This window comes from Sphingobium limneticum, assembly GCF_008710165.1.
Classification (GTDB): domain Bacteria; phylum Pseudomonadota; class Alphaproteobacteria; order Sphingomonadales; family Sphingomonadaceae; genus Sphingobium; species Sphingobium limneticum.
Genome location: NZ_VYQA01000002.1, coordinates 185,762 through 202,432, shown reverse-complemented (window position 1 = coordinate 202,432; position 16,671 = coordinate 185,762). Strand labels below are relative to the sequence as shown.

Annotated in this window: 17 protein-coding genes and 2 tRNA genes; 9 read left to right on the top strand and 10 right to left on the bottom strand. The window is 65.6% G+C overall.

Features of this window, described 5'->3' with window-relative positions:
• Window positions 1–13: 13 nt before the first annotated feature.
• The 4 genes from F4U95_RS03020 to F4U95_RS24735 all read left to right on the top strand — a co-directional run bounded on the left by F4U95_RS03020 (window position 14) and on the right by F4U95_RS24735 (window position 2,774).
• Entirely contained in the window at window positions 14–1,417 is a 1,404-nt protein-coding gene (locus F4U95_RS03020) for an NAD(P)H-dependent flavin oxidoreductase (protein ID WP_120251978.1), read from the top strand.
• 2 nt (window positions 1,418–1,419) lie between these two features.
• Window positions 1,420–1,632, top strand: coding sequence for a DUF2093 domain-containing protein (locus F4U95_RS03015; RefSeq protein WP_150424519.1), 213 nt, complete (start codon window positions 1,420–1,422; stop codon window positions 1,630–1,632).
• Window positions 1,633–2,026: 394 nt separating this feature from the next.
• Window positions 2,027–2,407: a VOC family protein gene (locus tag F4U95_RS03010; RefSeq protein WP_150424518.1), complete on the top strand. Its 381-nt coding sequence runs from the start codon at window positions 2,027–2,029 to the stop codon at window positions 2,405–2,407.
• Between the two features lie 211 nt (window positions 2,408–2,618).
• On the top strand, window positions 2,619–2,774 hold the full coding sequence (locus F4U95_RS24735; RefSeq protein ID WP_170267468.1) for a hypothetical protein: 156 nt from the start codon (window positions 2,619–2,621) through the stop codon (window positions 2,772–2,774).
• Here the strand turns inward: F4U95_RS24735 and astD are convergent.
• Both astD and F4U95_RS03000 read right to left on the bottom strand, forming a co-directional pair.
• On the bottom strand, window positions 2,771–4,171 hold the full coding sequence (gene astD / locus F4U95_RS03005; RefSeq protein ID WP_150424766.1) for a succinylglutamate-semialdehyde dehydrogenase: 1,401 nt from the start codon (window positions 4,169–4,171) through the stop codon (window positions 2,771–2,773). The two genes, F4U95_RS24735 and astD, sit on opposite strands and share 4 nt — an antisense overlap.
• A 5-nt stretch (window positions 4,172–4,176) precedes the next feature.
• Window positions 4,177–5,205 (bottom strand): DUF1338 domain-containing protein, encoded by a 1,029-nt coding sequence (locus F4U95_RS03000; RefSeq protein ID WP_150424517.1) that lies wholly within the window; start codon window positions 5,203–5,205, stop codon window positions 4,177–4,179.
• Window positions 5,206–5,291: 86 nt separating this feature from the next.
• Here F4U95_RS03000 and F4U95_RS02995 point away from each other — a divergent pair, with 86 nt between their 5' ends.
• Window positions 5,292–6,164 (top strand): LysR substrate-binding domain-containing protein, encoded by an 873-nt coding sequence (locus F4U95_RS02995; RefSeq protein ID WP_150424516.1) that lies wholly within the window; start codon window positions 5,292–5,294, stop codon window positions 6,162–6,164.
• Window positions 6,165–6,308: 144 nt separating this feature from the next.
• Here F4U95_RS02995 and F4U95_RS02990 read toward each other — a convergent pair whose 3' ends face one another.
• Entirely contained in the window at window positions 6,309–7,337 is a 1,029-nt protein-coding gene (locus F4U95_RS02990) for an SPOR domain-containing protein (protein ID WP_150424515.1), read from the bottom strand.
• 204 nt (window positions 7,338–7,541) lie between these two features.
• On the opposite strand from F4U95_RS02990, the gene F4U95_RS02985 reads away from it, so the two are divergent.
• The 3 genes from F4U95_RS02985 to F4U95_RS02975 are packed head-to-tail and all read left to right on the top strand — an operon-like array spanning window position 7,542 to window position 10,186.
• Window positions 7,542–8,261: a ParA family protein gene (locus F4U95_RS02985; protein WP_120249653.1), complete on the top strand. Its 720-nt coding sequence runs from the start codon at window positions 7,542–7,544 to the stop codon at window positions 8,259–8,261.
• A gap of 13 nt (window positions 8,262–8,274) precedes the next feature.
• On the top strand, window positions 8,275–8,814 hold the full coding sequence (locus F4U95_RS02980) for a hypothetical protein (RefSeq protein WP_120249654.1): 540 nt from the start codon (window positions 8,275–8,277) through the stop codon (window positions 8,812–8,814).
• Between the two features lie 19 nt (window positions 8,815–8,833).
• A complete protein-coding gene (locus F4U95_RS02975) occupies window positions 8,834–10,186 on the top strand; it encodes an SPOR domain-containing protein (RefSeq protein ID WP_150424514.1) in 1,353 nt (450 codons plus the stop codon).
• Between the two features lie 127 nt (window positions 10,187–10,313).
• Here the strand turns inward: F4U95_RS02975 and F4U95_RS02970 are convergent.
• The 4 genes from F4U95_RS02970 to moaA form a co-directional block, all read right to left on the bottom strand.
• Window positions 10,314–10,388, bottom strand: a tRNA-Asn gene (locus F4U95_RS02970).
• A 193-nt stretch (window positions 10,389–10,581) separates the two neighbouring features.
• Window positions 10,582–10,656 (bottom strand) — tRNA-Asn (locus tag F4U95_RS02965).
• 77 nt (window positions 10,657–10,733) lie between these two features.
• A complete protein-coding gene (locus F4U95_RS02960) occupies window positions 10,734–11,510 on the bottom strand; it encodes an NAD kinase (RefSeq protein WP_120249656.1) in 777 nt (258 codons plus the stop codon).
• Complete coding sequence (gene moaA, locus F4U95_RS02955; RefSeq protein ID WP_150424513.1) at window positions 11,507–12,517, bottom strand: GTP 3',8-cyclase MoaA; 1,011 nt, start codon at window positions 12,515–12,517, stop codon at window positions 11,507–11,509. Before moaA ends, F4U95_RS02960 begins: the two co-directional genes overlap by 4 nt.
• A gap of 145 nt (window positions 12,518–12,662) precedes the next feature.
• Here moaA and F4U95_RS02950 point away from each other — a divergent pair, with 145 nt between their 5' ends.
• Entirely contained in the window at window positions 12,663–14,678 is a 2,016-nt protein-coding gene (locus tag F4U95_RS02950) for a putative bifunctional diguanylate cyclase/phosphodiesterase (RefSeq protein WP_120249658.1), read from the top strand.
• Here the strand turns inward: F4U95_RS02950 and F4U95_RS02945 are convergent.
• The 3 genes from F4U95_RS02945 to F4U95_RS02935 all read right to left on the bottom strand — a co-directional run bounded on the left by F4U95_RS02945 (window position 14,675) and on the right by F4U95_RS02935 (window position 16,301).
• On the bottom strand, window positions 14,675–15,070 hold the full coding sequence (locus F4U95_RS02945; protein WP_150424512.1) for an MAPEG family protein: 396 nt from the start codon (window positions 15,068–15,070) through the stop codon (window positions 14,675–14,677). The two genes, F4U95_RS02950 and F4U95_RS02945, sit on opposite strands and share 4 nt — an antisense overlap.
• Before the next feature lie 96 nt (window positions 15,071–15,166).
• The gene (locus F4U95_RS02940) at window positions 15,167–15,835 is read right to left on the bottom strand and encodes a TorF family putative porin (RefSeq protein ID WP_246171476.1); all 669 of its coding nucleotides are present in this window, start codon (window positions 15,833–15,835) and stop codon (window positions 15,167–15,169) included.
• A gap of 55 nt (window positions 15,836–15,890) precedes the next feature.
• Entirely contained in the window at window positions 15,891–16,301 is a 411-nt protein-coding gene (locus F4U95_RS02935; RefSeq protein ID WP_120249661.1) for a hypothetical protein, read from the bottom strand.
• Between the last annotated feature and the right edge of the window lie 370 nt (window positions 16,302–16,671).

Here is a 16,671-nt window from a genome sequence, read left to right as displayed (position 1 = left end):
GCAGGAGATGTCGTTGTTCAAGGGGTTGAAGCCCATCGTCTATGGTGGCCGTGAAGTGTGGCCGATCGTGGAGGGCGGCAAGGGCGTTGCCGTATCCAACCATAGCAGCTCCGGCGCCTGGGCGGCGGCTGGCGGCATCGGCACCGTGTCGGCGGTAAACGCGGACAGCTATGACAGCTTCGGCAATGTCATCCCTCAACTCTATCACGGCCGCACGCGTCGTGACCGGCACGAAGAATTGATCGCCTATGCCATCGACGGCGCCGTCGAGCAGGTGAAGCGCGCGTTCGAGATTGCCGGCGGCAAGGGTGCGATCAACATCAACGTTCTGTGGGAAATGGGCGGCGCGCAGCGGGTGCTGCACGGCGTGCTGGACAAGACGCGCGGCATGGTGGCGGGCGTCACCTGCGGCGCGGGCATGCCCTATAAGCTGAGCGAAATCGCGGCATCCTACAATGTCAGCTATCTGCCCATCGTGTCCTCCGGCCGCGCTTTCCGCGCGCTGTGGAAGCGTGCCTATTCCAAGGCGGCGGAATGGCTGGCGGCGGTGGTCTATGAAGATCCCTGGCTGGCGGGCGGTCATAACGGCCTGTCCAACGCCGAAGATCCGCGCGCACCGCAAGACCCCTATCCCCGCGTCCGCGACCTGCGCGCCACCATGCGCGAAGGCGGCATTTCAGACGATGTGCCGATCGTGATGGCCGGCGGCGTGTGGGCGCTCAAGGACTGGAACGACTGGATCGACAATCCCGAGCTGGGATCGATCATGTTCCAGTTCGGCACCCGCCCGCTGTTGACGCAGGAAAGCCCGATCCCGCAGGATTGGAAGGACCGGCTGATGCAGCTGGAGCCGGGCGACGTGCTGCTGCACAAATTTTCGCCCACCGGCTTTTACAGCTCGGCGATCCGCAATCCCTTCCTGCGTTCGCTGGAAGGGCGTTCGGACCGGCAGATCCCGTTCAGCACCGAACAGGCGGGCGACCATACCCACCAGTTGGATGTGGGCGTGAAGGGCAAGAATTTCTGGGTGACGCTGGGCGACCTTCAGCGTGCGCGCGAATGGTTCGGGGCCGGGTTCACCTCCGCGCTCAAGACGCCGGACAATACGCTGGTCTTCGTCACCGAAGAAGAGAAAGCGGAAATCCGCAAGGACCAGACCGACTGCATGGGCTGCCTGTCGCAGTGCAGCTTCTCCAGCTGGATGGACAGCGAAACCAATTCGACCGGGCGTCTGGCCGATCCGCGCAGCTTCTGCATTCAGAAGTCGTTGCAGGAATCGGTCCATGGCGGCGACCTGGACAAGAATCTGCTGTTCGCCGGCCATGCCGCCTATCGGTTCAAGCAGGATCCTTTCTATTCGAACGGGTTCGTGCCGACCGTAAAGCAGCTGGTCGACCGCATCCTGACGGGCGACTGACGGTGGCGGACCTTCCGGGGCTGGCGGTGCTGCACTATGGCGCCGCCGATTTCGATATCGTGCGGTCGGGGCAGTTCGTGCTTTGTGCCGTGTCGGGCGCGCGGATCGACCTGCATGACCTGAAATATTGGAGCGCCGAATTTCAGGAGGCCTATCGCGGTCCACAGGAATCGACTCGGGCCTTCCTGGCGCATCGCGGGCCCGACTTTCGATAAAATAACAGCCGTTATCGTTCGCAATAAGCGGCTAAGATCACGGAACGATCGTTCAAGGGGCGGTGAATGTCGGTTCACCGCCCTTTTCATGCGTCCCATCGTAACTTTCCTATTCCGACGCGGTAAAAACTGATGTAATCTTTCCTCAGAGGCGACGCAGATCGCCCCATTTGGAAGGATGTTATCTGATGTCTCGTATCGACGTCTTTGGTGATCGTATTTGCATCGTGTCGAGCCTGCTGATCGTGGGCTGGTTCCTCTACAGCACGATCTTCTGATCCCGACCCGGCCGACGGTCGCCTGACGCAGGCGTCCGACATCTGCGTGGTCAACATGCCATATCCGGGCATGGCGATGGCGCGTCTTCGTCGATATTTCATGCATAGGAGGGCTGATGTTTAGCCATGTCATGGTCGGTGCCAGCGATATGGCGGCGTCGAAAGCCTTTTACGACGCGACCTTCGGCGCGATCGGTGCCAAGCCCGGCTTCTTCGATGACAAGGGGCGGGCCATCTATCTGCATGACGGCGCGCTGTTCCTCGTGACGACGCCGATCGACGGGGCGCCGGCCTGTCATGCCAATGGTGGGACCATCGGTTTCAAGATGGCGTCGCCGCAAGAGGCGGATGCCTGGCATGCGGCGGGTGTGGCAGCGGGCGGGACTGCCTGCGAAGACCCGCCAGGCGTGCGCGAAGGCGGGTTCGGCAAGCTCTATCTTGCCTATCTGCGCGATCCGGCCGGCAACAAGCTGTGCGCCCTGCATCGGATCGCCTGACCGTCTGACCCGATCCGGCAGGCAAGTAGGGCTGGAGACGGCCCAAGCAAAGCTATGTCGATTTTCTCGACTCAATCGGTAGATATAGCCGCGAGCCTTGCGCTCCGCGGCTTTTGAAGGATGTCAGCTTGCTCCGCGTCACCAACGGCTAAAGCGCACGGTGCCGAAGCGACCACGCCAGGTTTCGTGTTCCCTTGCAAAGGAGAAGACGATGACCCGCACGACCCAAAACCGCCGCCAGTCCCGGATCACTCAGCCGGCCGACGCTCTTTATCTTCCCCATAGCAGCTGGACGCGCGTCGAGCGCAAGCCGGCCGCAAACAAGGTGATCGCGCCGGCCGATTTCTGGGCGCGGCTGGGGCTTTAACCGTCCAGCCCGTTGATCGGAACAGCCGCGACCCCCTCCGCTTCGAAACTGGCGATGGGGTAGGCGCAATAGTCGGCCGCATAATAGGCGCTGGGGCGATGATTGCCCGATGCGCCCAGGCCGCCGAAGGGCATGTTGCCGGCAGCCCCGGTGGTCGGCCGGTTGCGGTTGACGACGCCGGCGCGGCTTTCCTCGACCACGCGCTGCCATAGCGCTTCATCTTGCGAGATGAGGCCGGCCGACAGGCCGAAGCTGGTGGCGTTGGCGGCAGCGATCGCGGCGTCGAAGTCTGGTACGCGGATCACCGTAAGCACGGGCGCGAAAATCTCCGCGTCGGGGGCCGTCACGCCGGTCATATCCAGTATAGCCGGCGTAACAAACGCGGCGCTGCGATCGGCTACCCCTTCAAAGGGGCGGATGGTGCGTGCCCCGCGCGCAATCAGGTCGCTGACGGCGCGATGGGAGGCTGCGGCCGCCTGATCCGATATGAGTGGCCCCATGAAGGCGTCACCCGTTTCGTTCCAGGCGGCGATCGGCAAGCGTGCGGCCAGGGCGGCGGTCGCCTCCACGATGGCATCGCCGGTCGCGCCCTGCGGTACGATCAGGCGGCGGGCGCAGGAGCAGCGCTGACCGGTGGTGATGAAGGCCGAATTGACGATGATCGATGCGGCAGCCTCCGGACTGTCCCAGGCGATCAGCGGATTATTGCCGCCCAGTTCCAGCGCCATGACGACATGGGGGCGATCGACCAGCGCGCGGCGCAATGCGGCCCCCGCGCCCGCAGATCCGGTGAACAGCAAGCCGTCAATGTCGCCGGCGACCAGCGCTTCACCGGTCGAACGACCGCCCTGCACCACGGTCAGCAGACCATCGGGCAGACCCGCCGCCGTCCAGGCATCGGCCATGGCCGCGCCTGTGGCAGGCGTGATTTCGGACGGTTTGAAGACGATGGCGTTGCCCGCGATCAGCGCCGGGACGATATGGCCGTTGGGCAGGTGGCCGGGGAAATTATAGGGGCCAAGCACTGCCATCACGCCATGGCCGCGATGGCGCAAGATCGCGCGGCCGAAGGGCATGTCGGCGGAGCGTTCGCCGGAGCGTTCGGCATGTGCCTTGATCGATACATCGACCTTGGCGATCATGGAGCCGATTTCGGCGTCGCTTTCCCAGAGCAACTTGCCCGTTTCGCGCGAGATGAGTTCGGCCAGCGCGGCGCGGCGTTCGCTCAGCACGGCGGCATAGCGGCGGGCGACGGCGATGCGATCGTCCACCGGCAGCGCGCGCCAGCCGGGCAGGGCGGTACGCGCGGCGGCGATGGCAAGATGGCAATCATCCGCGCTCGCGACCGGGCCTTCCCAGATGAGTTCGCGCGAGGCCGGATCGAAGGACTGTAGCATGGCGTTCACCGGTTCGCTCCGTTTTGGGCACTGGTCATGGCGAATATGCCGGTGGCGTTGCCGGTGTCGAAGGCCAAGTCGAGCCGGCCCGTTTCCGGATCGATATCGCGGCTGATAAATTCATAGAAGGAGCCGGGCACCTGTCGCCATTCGCCGTCGGCGAAGGGGCGCTCCACGCTGTCGGCGCGGAAGGCGGTCTGGCGCACGCGGCCGGTGGCGGAGATTTCCAGCTTCGCCTTCATCGGCCTGTCTTCCGCCTTCAATCGGTCAGCCAGCGCCGCGACATCCGCGACCCGGTCGGTGGCATGGTTGAAGCCGTTGCCTTCGGTCGCGATCCAGGCGGCTTCGTTGGAGCGGGAGAGGAGCAGTTGATAATCCTCGAAAGCGGGCGGTTCATGCTGGCGGTCGAAAGCGGTGAGGATCACCGGGAGGGCGGCGATGGCGACAGCGAGTTGGACAGGTATATCGCGTGAATATTGCGCCAGCAGGGCCTTGGTCGGTTCGTCCAGCGGGTCGCGGCTGGTACCGAAGATGCGGGCGGCGGCGTCGGCAAATTCATCGTCGAAACGATCGACATGCAATTCGGACAGGAAGAATTGCGGGATCGCTTCGGGGAAGTCCCGGTGGCGATAGGCGCGGCCGGTCATGCGCAGGCGGTCGAGCGGATAGAGCGCGGCCATCTCGTATCCCAGGGGCAGGAAGATGCGGGTGAAGGCATCTTCGCCACCCGGAAGCGCGCCGGTCGGGCCGGCCGGGAAGCGGATGGAGCGCAGCGCGCCATGGTCGAACACGACCTTGCCGCCGCGGGCCAGCGTGTCGGCGACATAGGCGTCGCCGCTCGGCACCCGGCGCAGTAGATCGTCGAACAGGGCGACGTTCATGGCCATGGCGAAGGCGGCGCGGGAGACGGTATCGCCGCGCTGTGCCAACAGGGCGGGGTCGATCGCCAGCATGTCCAGCGTCTGCCGGCCAGTCTCCTCGCCCAGCGTCGCTATGACCAGTGTCTCTATCGTACCCATATTCTCATTCGACATGATATGCTCCGGATGACAGTGCCCTTATCGCAGGATATGCGGGATATTCAAAATGGCGACCTGTCATCTGTTGATGCGAGTTAAGAATGAGTGGTGCGCGTAGATATCTGCCACCGATGCAGGCTCTGGTCGCGTTCGAGGCGGCGGTGCGGCATGGCGGCTTTTCCCGCGCGGGTGAGGAAATCGGCCTGACCCAGAGCGCGGTCAGTCGCCAGATCGCGCAGCTGGAGGATATGTTGCAGGCGCCCCTGTTCGATCGGATCGGCCGGCGGGTGCGATTGAATGAAGCGGGGCGAGCCTATGCCGACGAGTTGTTGCCGGCGCTCGACGCCATTCGCCGGGCGACGGCGCGGGTGTCGGCGCGGCCATCCCAGACGGCCTTGCGTGTCGCGACCTTGCCCAGTTTCGGCATGCGCTGGCTGGCGCCGCGCCTGCCGCAATTGACGGCGCGGCATCCCGACCTGGTGATCGATTTTGCCGCCCGGTCGCAGCCCTTCGATTTCGGGCATGAGGATTTCGATGCGGCTGTCCATTTCGGTGTCGCAGCCGATTGGCCCGGCGTGGATATGGACTTTCTGTTTCGTGAAGAGGCGGTGCCGGTCTGTTCGTCGGGCTGGCTGGCGGCGCACCCGCTGCGCGAGCCGGCCGACCTGCTGCATGCGCCGTTGCTCAGCCAGATATCGCGGCGCGATGCCTGGGCGCGCTGGCTGACGATGGCGGGCGTGGACGCGAGCGGATTGGCGCAGGGGCCGGCCTATGAGCATTTCCTGATGCTGGCGCAGGCCTGCGCGGCCGGGGTCGGGGTGGCGCTGATCCCCAGCTTCCTCATTCGGCCAGAGTTGGAGGCGGGGACGCTGGTCATCCCCTTCGCCCGGCCGCTATCGACCGAGCAGGCCTATTATCTGGTCTATCCGAAAGGCGCGCTGGGGGCGGGGCCGCTGGCGCAGTTCCGCGACTGAATGGTGGAGCAGGCGAGGGTGAGGGAGTGATAAACCCCGTTCGTCCTGAGTAGGGGCTGAGCCCTTCGATACGCCGCTTCGACTTCGCTCAGCGGCTACTCAGGGCGAACGGGTTGTTTTGAGGAAAGGTGAACTGAAAGCCCCTTACATCTTCTTGGGCATGCAGTCGCCGCCGGCGGCCTTGATCGCGCCGCAGAGGCGGGTGGCGTCGCTGCTGCTGGCGATGGGGCCGGCCTGAAGCCGGGTGACGGCGCCGGCCTTCACCAGATAGGGCTGATAGGCGGACAGGCCGCCGACCTTGCGGCTGAGTTGAGTCCATAGCGCACGGGCGCGGGCATCTTCGCTGAAGGCGCCGAGCTGGACGCGCCATCCGCCAGATGCAGCCGGAGCCGGCGTGGCGGCGGCCTGACGGACGGGGGTGGGCGTGGGCGCTGCGGGCGCTGGTTTCGGCTTGGCCGCCGCAACCTGCACCGGCGGCTTGGCCGGGGCGGGGATCGGTTTGGGTGCCTGTGGGATGCTGGTCGAGGGCGGGAGTTCGGCGTTACGGACCGCCGATCCGCTGCGCGCGGGCGCAGGGGCGGGCGTCGCTACGGCGAGTGCGGTGCTGTTATCGCCCTTTTCCATGCCGGCGGCCATGGCCAGTCCCTGCTTGCGCTGATCCTCCGGAATATATTTGTCCATCTGCTCCAGACTGGTCGCAGCCTGCGGCAGGCCGGATGCGGAAGCGCGGGTCATCAGCGCATAGGCGCGGACCCAATCCTTGCCGATCGTGTCGCCGTTGAACAGGGTGGTGCCCACGATATATTGGGCGCGGGCTTCACCGCGCATGGACGCGCGTTGCAGATAGGGCATGGCGGCGGCGCGGTCGCCCTGCTGGAACATCAGCAGGCCCAGATTATCTTCGGCGCGCATATGCCCCTGCGCCGCGGCCTTGCGATACCAGTCGATCGCGGTGTTGACGTCGGGCTGCACGCCGCGACCCAGCTTATAGGCCTGACCCAGGTTGAACTGCGCGTCGGGATCGCCGGATTGGGCGAGGGGGCGCCATTCTGCGATCGCCTTGGCATAATCGCCCTGCTGCCAGGCGTCGACGCCGGTTTTCACGTCCGCCTGTGCAGGCAAAGTCATACCCAGCATCGCGGCCAGCGCTGCCATTCCCAACACATGCTTCATATGCACAGGCTCCAGTGCGAAAGAATAATTGACGACCGCAATGGCGAAATAAGGTTAAGCTGTTGTTAGCGTAACGGCAAAAGACTGGATAGCGACTTCACCATGGCGGGGCGTGCCGGCCATGAAGTTTCGCGCGTAATTAACCAATTTTTAGCGGCAGTCGTGCCAATCCCTTCCGGAACTGGATTTTCCTGGGGGGAATAGGTGCGGATTTTGGCAATGGCTTCGCAAAAGGGCGGATCGGGCAAGACGACCCTGTCGGGTCATCTGGCCGTGCAGGCGCAGCGTGCCGGCGCCGGCCCGGTGGTCCTGATCGATATCGATCCGCAGGGATCGCTCGCCGACTGGTGGAACGAGCGTGAGGCGGAATTTCCCGCCTTTGCCCAGACCACCGTCGCACGTCTGGCTGCCGACCTCGAAATCCTGCGTCAGCAGGGTTTCAAGCTGGCCGTCATCGACACGCCGCCTGCCATCACCATGGCGATCCAGAGCGTGATTTCCGTGGCCGAACTGATCGTCGTGCCGACCCGCCCCAGCCCGCACGACCTGCGTGCCGTGGGCGCCACGGTCGACCTGTGCGAACGGGCCGGCAAGCCGCTGATCTTCGTCGTCAACGCCGCCACGCCCAAGGCGCGCATCACGTCCGAGGCCGCCGTCGCCCTGTCGCAACATGGCACTGTGGCGCCGGTGACGCTGCATCACCGCACCGATTTCGCCGCGTCGATGATCGACGGGCGCACCGTGATGGAGGTCGATCCCAAGGGCCGCTCCGCCGCCGAGGTGGAGGCGCTCTGGTCCTATGTGTCGGATCGGCTGGAGAAGAATTTCCGCCGCACGGTCTTTTCCGTGCCCCAGGGCAGTGTCGGTACCCTGGGTGCCGCGCGTCCCGCCGGTGGTGGCTTCGGCCGCCGCGTGAGCCAGTAAGGGAGAACGTCACATGGCCGAACCCAAACCGCTCGCGTCGCTGACATCCGGCCTGCTGGCCCGCAAGGGTGCGGCCCAGCCGGCGATGCGCCGCCCCATGCTCGGCTTTGGCCGGGCGCAGATGGCCGCCGTGCAACAGGACGATCTGGGCTGGAACGACATGGGCTTCGATGTGGAGCCGGTCTATGAACCCGTCGAGGAGCCGGCCGCACCGATCGGCCTGACGCCGATGACGCCGGTCATACCCGTGCCGCCGGTGGTGGAGGAGCGCAAGGCGCTGGCCAAGCGGCTGGCCGCCAAACCGGTGAAGGCCAAGGCTGAAAAGGTCGTGGTCGAGCAGGCTGCGCCGATCGCTGCGCCCGTCGGTAAACGCAAGGCGGCCTTTACGCTGCGCCTGGATGCGCAGCGGCACCTGAAGCTGCGCCTCGCCTGCGCGATTACGGGCCGTTCGGCCCAGCAGATCGTGACGAAGGCGCTGGACGATTTTCTTAATGACCTGCCGGAGATCGACCGGCTGACTCAGCAGCTGCCGCATATGCGCGACGGCCAGTGAACGAAGGGTGGGTAAGATCATGAAACGCACGACATTCGGAAAGGCGGCCCTGTCATCCCTGCTGGTCGCCACCACCATGGTCGGTTGCACCGGCGCGGCATTCCGCCCGTCGGCGTCGGCCGTTCAGCAAAAGGGTGATCCGGGCAAGCTGGCCATTGCCGCCGAGAAGGCGCTGGCCGACCGTAACGGGAACAAGGCTGTGGAAGCGGCCGAAGCGGCGGTGCAGTTGCAGCCGCAAAATGCCGCCTATCGCCAGATTCTCGGCCGCGCCTATGTGTTGGCCGGTCGCTTTGCGTCGGCGCAAACGGCGCTGAGCGATGCGATAAGCCTGGGCAATACGGATGCCAGCACCATCGTCAGCCTGGCGCTGGTGCAAGTGGCGCAGGGTCGTGCCGACGATGCGCGCAGCCTGTTGGTCGCCCATGCCGACACCGTGCCGGCCAGCGATTATGGTCTGGCGATGGCGATGGCGGGCGATCCGGCCGAAGGCGTGCGGATCTTGTCCGAAGCGATCCATGATCCGTCCGCAACGGTGCGCACGCGCCAGAATCTGGCCTATGCCTATGCGCTGGGCGGCCGCTGGAAGGATGCCCGCATGATCGTGGGCATGGACATGGCCGCGCTGGACGCGAACAAGCGTATTTCCGATTGGGCGCAAATGGCCGAGCCGTCGCTGGCGCCGATGCGTGTTGCCGCTTTGATGGGCGTTACGATCAACGCAGCGGACGCCGGTCAGCCGGTCTCATTGGCGCTGGCGCCCGCCGCCGCTGATGCGCCGGTGCAGATGGCGGAGGCAGCGCCGGAAGCTGTGCCTGTGCCGGCTGCTGAGCCGGCCGTGCCGGTCCAGATGGTGCAGGCTGCTTCGGTGTCTCAGCCGTCGGTCGCGGCCGCACCGATCATCAAGGCGTCGGCCAAGCCGGTGCGCGTTGCCGCGCGCGATTTCATCGTCGAGGATCATAACGCGCCCAAGGGCCGCGCCAAGACGTCGTCGGCGCAATATGCCGTCGCCGCGCCGGTCGCACGGATGCAGCAGGCCGCCTTCATCAAGCCGGTCGCCAATGGCGCCAGCAATTGGGTGGTGCAACTGGGCGCCTATGACAATGCGGCGATCGCCAAGGAAAAATGGCAGGGCATGGCCGGGCGTAGCAGCACGCTGGCGGCTTTCCCGGTGTTGACCAGCCAGGCGACGGTGAATGGCAAGGCCTATCACCGCCTGGCCATTAGCGGCTTTGGCAGCCGGGCGGATGCGATGGTGGCGTGCCGGACGATCCGTGCCCAGCATGGCCAGTGTTTCGTGCGGGAAGGTGCCGCTGGTGCCACCCCGCAGCGCTGGGCCGTGGCCAGCCGGGGGCGCCAGTTCGCATCGCGCTGATTTGATCTCCCAAGCATGACCTTGAAAACGCGCGGGGCCTTCGGGCTTCGCGCGTTTTTTCTTGGGCGTGACTGGAGGTGCGGCGGCGAGGGCCGGGCGCTGCGTGTGTCGATGCTGGTGGAAAAGGTGGCTCCCCGAGTAGGATTCGAACCTACGGCCATTCGATTAACAGTCGAATGCTCTACCGCTGAGCTATCGGGGAACAGCCGGCTTTCGCCGGGCAGGCCGCGCCTATGCCTTGGCCCGACAGGAATGGCAAGGGGCTTAAATGGTTAAATTCGCAAAAAATTCCACGCGAAAGCAAGACGATGGAATGGGGGTGCTGGGATGAGCTGCCTTGCATTGTCGAAGGCGCCGGACATGTCAGGAGGCCGGAAGCTGTGTCCGGAAAAATGTGGCTCCCCGAGTAGGATTCGAACCTACGGCCATTCGATTAACAGTCGAATGCTCTACCGCTGAGCTATCGGGGAGCAACCCGCTTCCGCTGGGCAGGCCGCGCCTATAGCAGCGGTTTTCCAAATATGGCAAGCGCGAAATGACGGAATTTTTACGCGATGAATTGTTCCGCGGCGATGCGGTCGTCCAGCGTATGTTCGGGATCGAACAACAGGGTCAGCGGCGTCGCACGGTCGATGCCGATTTCCACCTGCGCGACATCGCGCACTTCACGCTGGTCGGCCACCGCACTGACCGGCCGCTTGACCGGATCGAGCACGGTGAAGCGGATGGCGGTATTTTCGGGCAGGATCGCGCCGCGCCAGCGACGCGGGCGAAAGGGGCTGATCGGGGTGAGCGCGACGAGGCCCGAGCCGAGCGGCAGGATGGGGCCATGGGCGGACAGATTATAGGCGGTGGAGCCGGCCGGCGTCGCCACCAGCACGCCGTCGCACACCAGTTCGGGCAGGACGGGGCGGCCATTAACCTGCACCTCCAGCTTGGCGGTCTGACGGGTTTCGCGCAGCAAGGACACTTCGTTGATGGCGGGGATGGAGAAACGTTCGCCATCCACCGTGTCGACGGTCATGCGCAGCGGATTGACCTTGAAGCTCTTGGCCTTTTCCAGTCGCTGGTCCAGTCGTTCCAGCCGCCATTCGTTCATCAGGAAGCCGACGGTGCCCAGGTTCATGCCGAAGATCGGGATGATCCGCCGCGCCTCCAGCATGGAATGGAGCGTCTGGAGCATGAAGCCGTCGCCGCCCAGGGCGATGATCATGTCGGCCTGTTCGAACGGGACGAAATCATAGGCGGCGCGGAGCCGCTCTTCCGCCGCGCGGGCCGCTTGCGTGGGGGACGCGACCAGTGCGCGCCGTGGTTCGCTGTTCATCCGCCGGTGACGCTCATATGCCGTTGCGTGGCGGCGCCCATGCCGACGCCGATGCGGAAGTCGTGGGCGGCGGGCTTCAATCGCAGCGCCCGGTCGATCAGCGGGTGCACGGCAGCAACGCCCTGTTCGCGCAAGGCGGTCTTGAAATCGACATGGTCTTCATGACCCAGGCACATGAAGATCTTGCCCTCGCACGTCATGCGGATGCGGTTGCAGTCGGCGCAGAAATTCTGCGTCAACGGGGTGATGAGGCCGAGCCGGATGTCCATGCCCTCCACGGCATGATAGCGGGCGGGGCCGCCGGTGCGGTGGGCGAGCGGGGTAAGTGCATGCTGCGCGCGAATCATGTCGGCCACCTGCGTCAGGGGCAGATAATGATCGGTGCGGTCTTCGCCGGTATCGCCCAGCGGCATCGTTTCTATCAGGGTCAGGTCGAACCCCTGCTCGCCGCACCAGCGCAGCATCGGCAGGATTTCGTCGTCGTTGACGCCCTTCAGCGCGACCATGTTGATCTTGATCGCGAGACCGGCGGCGCGCGCGGCGTTCAAACCGTCCATCACCTGTTCGATCCGGCCGCCGCGCGTCACATGGGCGAAGCGGGCGGGATCGCGGCTGTCCAGGCTGACATTGATCCGCCGCACGCCGGCATCGGCCAGCATGGCGGCATGTTCGGTCAGTCGCGTGCCGTTGGTGGTCAGCGTCAGTTCGTTGAGGCCATGGCCCAGATGTCGGCCGATACGGTGCACCAGATCGCCGATGTCCCGGCGGATGAGCGGCTCGCCACCGGTCAGGCGGATCTTGTCGATGCCGCGCGCGACGAAGAGATCGGCCAGCAGCGCGATCTCCTCCAGCGTCAGCACCTGATTCTTGGGCAGGAACTGCATCCGTTCGGCCATGCAATAGCGGCAACGCAGGTCGCAGCGGTCGGTGACCGATATGCGCAGATAGCTGATCCGGCGGCCAAGGCCGTCGGTCATCGGCGCGCGCGAAGGGTCGGCCATAACCATGCCGACTAGCTAGGCGATGGACAGGGCCGGTGCAAGGGCCAGCGCAGCTGCCCCGGTCGCGCGTCACGGAAGTTGCAGGCGGGGCAAGAGGTCGGTAACGCCTGTTTGATAAAGACGTCGCGATGCGCGGTGCCGGGGACATATATTGACAAGCGGGGATCAGAGCGCGGAAGGCCAGCGCAGCCTGTTCATCCTGTCGCCGGGCGACCGGGACGGGCTGATCCAGATTGCGCAGAGCCTTGGCTGGCGCGCGATCGGCGCGCGGCGGGCCAAGGATGCGCCGCAACGGTACCTGCATAGCGAGGCGCAGATCGCGCTGGTCGACCTGCGTGGCGGCGGCGACGTCGGCAATCTGCTGGCGCCGCTGGTACCGGCGATGGAGGCTGGTGGCGGCGCGATCCTGATCCTGATCGACGAACGCCATCTGGACCAGGTGCCCGCGCTGCTGGCGGTGGGGGCGACCCATTATCTGGCCGGGCCGGTGACGGACCTGCGGCTGAATGCCGCGCTGACGTCCGCGCATCGGCTGGTGGAGCGGCTGGGCGGCGGGGTCGCCCATAATCAGCGGGCGCAGCGCATAAGGCGCGGGGACGCGCTCTATTGGGCATTGGGGCATGACGGGTTGCTGCGGCTGAGCGACAGTCTGGCGCAGCATCTGGGCGTGGATGCTGCGCGGATCGCGCCGGCGGCTCTTGTGCGGCGGCTGCCAAGGGTGGAGCGGCGGACGCTGCTGGCGGCGCTCAGGATGATGCGGCTGTCGGGCCGCCCGGCGGTGCTGGCGCATGGATTGCCCGCGCGGCCGGGGCAGCGGCTGGTGCATCATCTGCGGGAGGCCGATGGCGCCATTGCCGCCGATGTCGAATGGCTGTCGGACGGGCAGGCGCAGGATGGCGGCAGCCGCGATCACCTGACCGGATTGCGGTCGCGGCAGGCGGCGCTCGACTGGCTGGACCGGCGGGCGGGATTGCCGACGACGATCCTGCTGCTGTCGATCAGCCAGTTCGACCGGATGAACGCGGCCTATGGGCAGGTGGTGGGCGACGCGCTGCTGGGGCGGATCGCCCGGCGGATCGAGCGGATGGTGGACGATGTCGCGCCCGGCACCATGGTCGCGCGCATCGCCGGGACCGAATTTCTGGTCGGCCTGACCGGCGAAGTGGCGGGCAGCGACCGGGCGACATTTTTGGCGCGGCAGTTGATCGGCGCGGTCGGGCAGCCGTTCAGCGCCGGGGATCACCTCATTCGCCTGATCGCCCGTTGCGGCATCGCGCAGGCGCGGGCGGAGGATGATGTGACGCAATTGCTGCGCCGCGCCGGGACCGCTCTGTCAGACGCGCGGCAGGCAGGGGGCGAGGGCATCCGCATCCTGTCGGCCGAAAAGCAGAGCCGGCAGGTGGATGCCGACCGGTTGGAAACCGACCTGCGGCTGGCGCTGGACCGGGGCGAGATCAGCATCGTGTTCCAGCCGCAATATCCGGTCGATTCCGACAAGATCAGCGGTGTCGAGGCGCTGGCCCGGTGGAATCATGCGCATTATGGCCCGCTGGGCGCGGGCATATTGTTCGCTACGGCGGAGCGGTCCGACTATATGTTGCCGCTGTCGGCGCATATTCAGGCCGAGGCGCTGCGGCAGGCGGCGGCCTGGCCACGGGCGCTGGCGGAGTTGCGGCTGTCGATCAACGTGACGGCGGCGGATATCGCGCAGCCGGGTTTCATGGTCGATTTTCTGGGGCTGGTGGATCGCAGCGGCTTCCCCCGGTCGCGGTTGACGGTGGAGATAACCGAGAGCGGGCTGATCGAGGATGTCGGCGCGGCGTCTGCACTGTTGACGGCGCTGCGGGCCGAAGGGCTGGGGGTTGCGATCGACGATTTCGGCACCGGCTATTCCAGTCTGGCTTACCTGAAGAACCTGCCGCTCGATTATCTGAAGATCGATAGCGGACTGGCGCAGGATATCGCCGGGACCGCGCGGGACCGGATCATCGTGCGCGGGGTCATCCACATGGCCAAGTCTCTGGGGCTGAAGGTGATTGCCGAAGGGGTCGAGACGGAAGAGCAGCTGGCGCTGCTGTCGCGGGAAGGTTGCGATTATTATCAGGGCTTCCTGCGGTCGGCGGGTGTGTCTTCCGCCGACCTCATCAATCTGGTGCTGGCGGGTTAGAAACCAAGCAGCGGCCAGAGGGCGATCAGCAGCCCGACAAGGCTGGCCATGAAGATGATGGTGCGTACGACCGGTACGCCAAAGCCGTAGAGCGGTAGGTAGACGACACGCGCGCTAAGCCAGATCCAGCCGCCCAGCGCCGTCAATTCACTCGTCCGCCCGGCCACGACCACGCCGATCAGCGCGACGATGGCGATGGGCAAGGTTTCCTTATAATTGGCTTCCGCGCGGGCGAGGCGGCCGGCGATGGGGTTGAGCGGCGGCAGGCTTTCGTCGCGCGCGCCCATATTCCATTTGGGGCCATATTGCTTCGTCTTCACATGCGCGGCGGCGAAGATGTGGACGAGGAGCAGGATCATGCCCCAGGCGATGATGGTCAGTTCTACAGGCATGATGATGTCCTCCCGCCGCACTTGTAGCAAGGCGGGAGGATGTAGGACAGGGCCGTGCTTTCCGTTTCTCGACAGGCTCGAAACGAACGGGGTGGCTTAGAGCGTGAAGCCGACCCGTGCGATCAGGCTGGCGCCGGCATGCACGCTGTTGGGCGCGTCTATGTCCGTATCGGCGTAGCGCAGGCCGGCGGACCAGCGGCCCTGATACCAGTCGAGCGCGACGCCATGGTCCCAATAGTTGCCGTCCGGGCGCAGGCGGGCGGCGCGGAGGGGATCGCGCACGTCGCCCGATGACCGACCCACATGGCCGGACAGGGTGAAGGGCGTACCGGGAATGCCGACCGCCGCGCTGGTCGAGAGATAGAGATTGTCGCCGCCGATCGCCGATTGGCGCGGGGCGTAGCGGGCGCCGAGATCGAGATTGGCCGGGCCGAGCGTGAAACCGGCGATCGCGCCGACTTCGCCATAGCCCTGGTTCGAGGCGCCGGGGAAGAGGTGGTAGCGGCCTTCGGCGGTCAGGCGGAAACCGCCCAGATCCCTGGCATAGGTGGCGCCAAGATCCAGCACGGCGTCAGCGCCGCCATGGCGGTTGCTGCCCCAGAGCGTGGTGGCCGTGCCGTCGAGGCTGAGGCCATCGGCGACGGGCACGGAGACGGAGCCGCGCAGCACCGCTTCGCCATCGCTCCAGCTGAGGCCGCGACGGCGTTCGTCGCTGGCGGCTTCGAGCGTGGCGGTGATGCCGGGTGCGTTTTGGGCGGTGGCCACATGGGCATGGCCGGCGAGCAGGAGCGCTCCCAGCCATGCCGAGCGGCGAAGACGATCAGTTGGATGCAAGATTACGTACCGAGTCCAGTTCAGCCAGAAGAGGCGCGCGGTCGGCCTGAGCGACTGCGACCAGATGCGCTTCTATCTTTTCGCGATGCTGGGCAAGGTTGCGCGCGCCCGAATTGCGACCGGGCGTGCAGGCGCCGGCTTCGCTGCCCGAAAATTGCTTGTCGGTGGCGATGGTGCGGGCCAGCGCCGGGCCATGATCCAGCTTGCGGTCGACGACGACGGTCGCGGTCCACTGGCAACGCTGATTGTCCATGCGGTTGGGGGTCTTGGCGCCGATCGTCTTGGTGCGCATTTCGGTGCGCGCGGTGTAGGTTGCGCCCAGTTGCTGGCCTTGATGGTCGATGGTGACGCTGTGCGACGCGGCGGCGGCGGCCAGCGCGATGAGGGTGATGCTCATATTCATTCTCCTGCTGCGACGCCGGACTTTGCCGCCCGGTCGTCAGGGCAAGATTTAGATTTCCACTGTTGCTGTCGCGTTTCCCGACGATGAGGAATGGCGACATGGGGGTCGGATCGGAAGGTCATCGTGGCGCGTCACCGGCGAAGTTCACAGCGTCGCTGGTGACGTGTTTTCGCCGTTTTTCAGAGCAAGTGCGACGGGTGTGCGACGGCAATGCGCCTGTGGTGCGGCATCGAGGCGTCGGTTGGATCATCGGAACGCGGCATCTGCGCGCCGGATAGGTCACAGGCAGGTCATAGCTTTGGCTGGGGCGGCGGGTCGGGCCGGGGCTATGGCGGGGCTGGTCCATCCGGCAGGATAGATCAGA

Excerpts from the sequence above, each read along its gene's own strand:
- F4U95_RS03010 (WP_150424518.1), top strand. The coding sequence starts at position 2,027 with ATGTTTAGCCATGTCATGGTCGGTGCCAGCGATATGGCGGCGTCGAAA.
- F4U95_RS24735 (WP_170267468.1), top strand. The coding sequence starts at position 2,619 with ATGACCCGCACGACCCAAAACCGCCGCCAGTCCCGGATCACTCAGCCG.
- astD (WP_150424766.1), bottom strand. The coding sequence starts at position 4,171 with ATGCTACAGTCCTTCGATCCGGCCTCGCGCGAACTCATCTGGGAAGGC.
- F4U95_RS03000 (WP_150424517.1), bottom strand. The coding sequence starts at position 5,205 with ATGTCGAATGAGAATATGGGTACGATAGAGACACTGGTCATAGCGACG.
- F4U95_RS02995 (WP_150424516.1), top strand. The coding sequence starts at position 5,292 with ATGAGTGGTGCGCGTAGATATCTGCCACCGATGCAGGCTCTGGTCGCG.
- F4U95_RS02990 (WP_150424515.1), bottom strand. The coding sequence starts at position 7,337 with ATGAAGCATGTGTTGGGAATGGCAGCGCTGGCCGCGATGCTGGGTATG.
- F4U95_RS02980 (WP_120249654.1), top strand. The coding sequence starts at position 8,275 with ATGGCCGAACCCAAACCGCTCGCGTCGCTGACATCCGGCCTGCTGGCC.
- F4U95_RS02975 (WP_150424514.1), top strand. The coding sequence starts at position 8,834 with ATGAAACGCACGACATTCGGAAAGGCGGCCCTGTCATCCCTGCTGGTC.
- F4U95_RS02960 (WP_120249656.1), bottom strand. The coding sequence starts at position 11,510 with ATGAACAGCGAACCACGGCGCGCACTGGTCGCGTCCCCCACGCAAGCG.
- moaA (WP_150424513.1), bottom strand. The coding sequence starts at position 12,517 with ATGGTTATGGCCGACCCTTCGCGCGCGCCGATGACCGACGGCCTTGGC.
- F4U95_RS02945 (WP_150424512.1), bottom strand. The coding sequence starts at position 15,070 with ATGCCTGTAGAACTGACCATCATCGCCTGGGGCATGATCCTGCTCCTC.
- F4U95_RS02935 (WP_120249661.1), bottom strand. The coding sequence starts at position 16,301 with ATGAGCATCACCCTCATCGCGCTGGCCGCCGCCGCCGCGTCGCACAGC.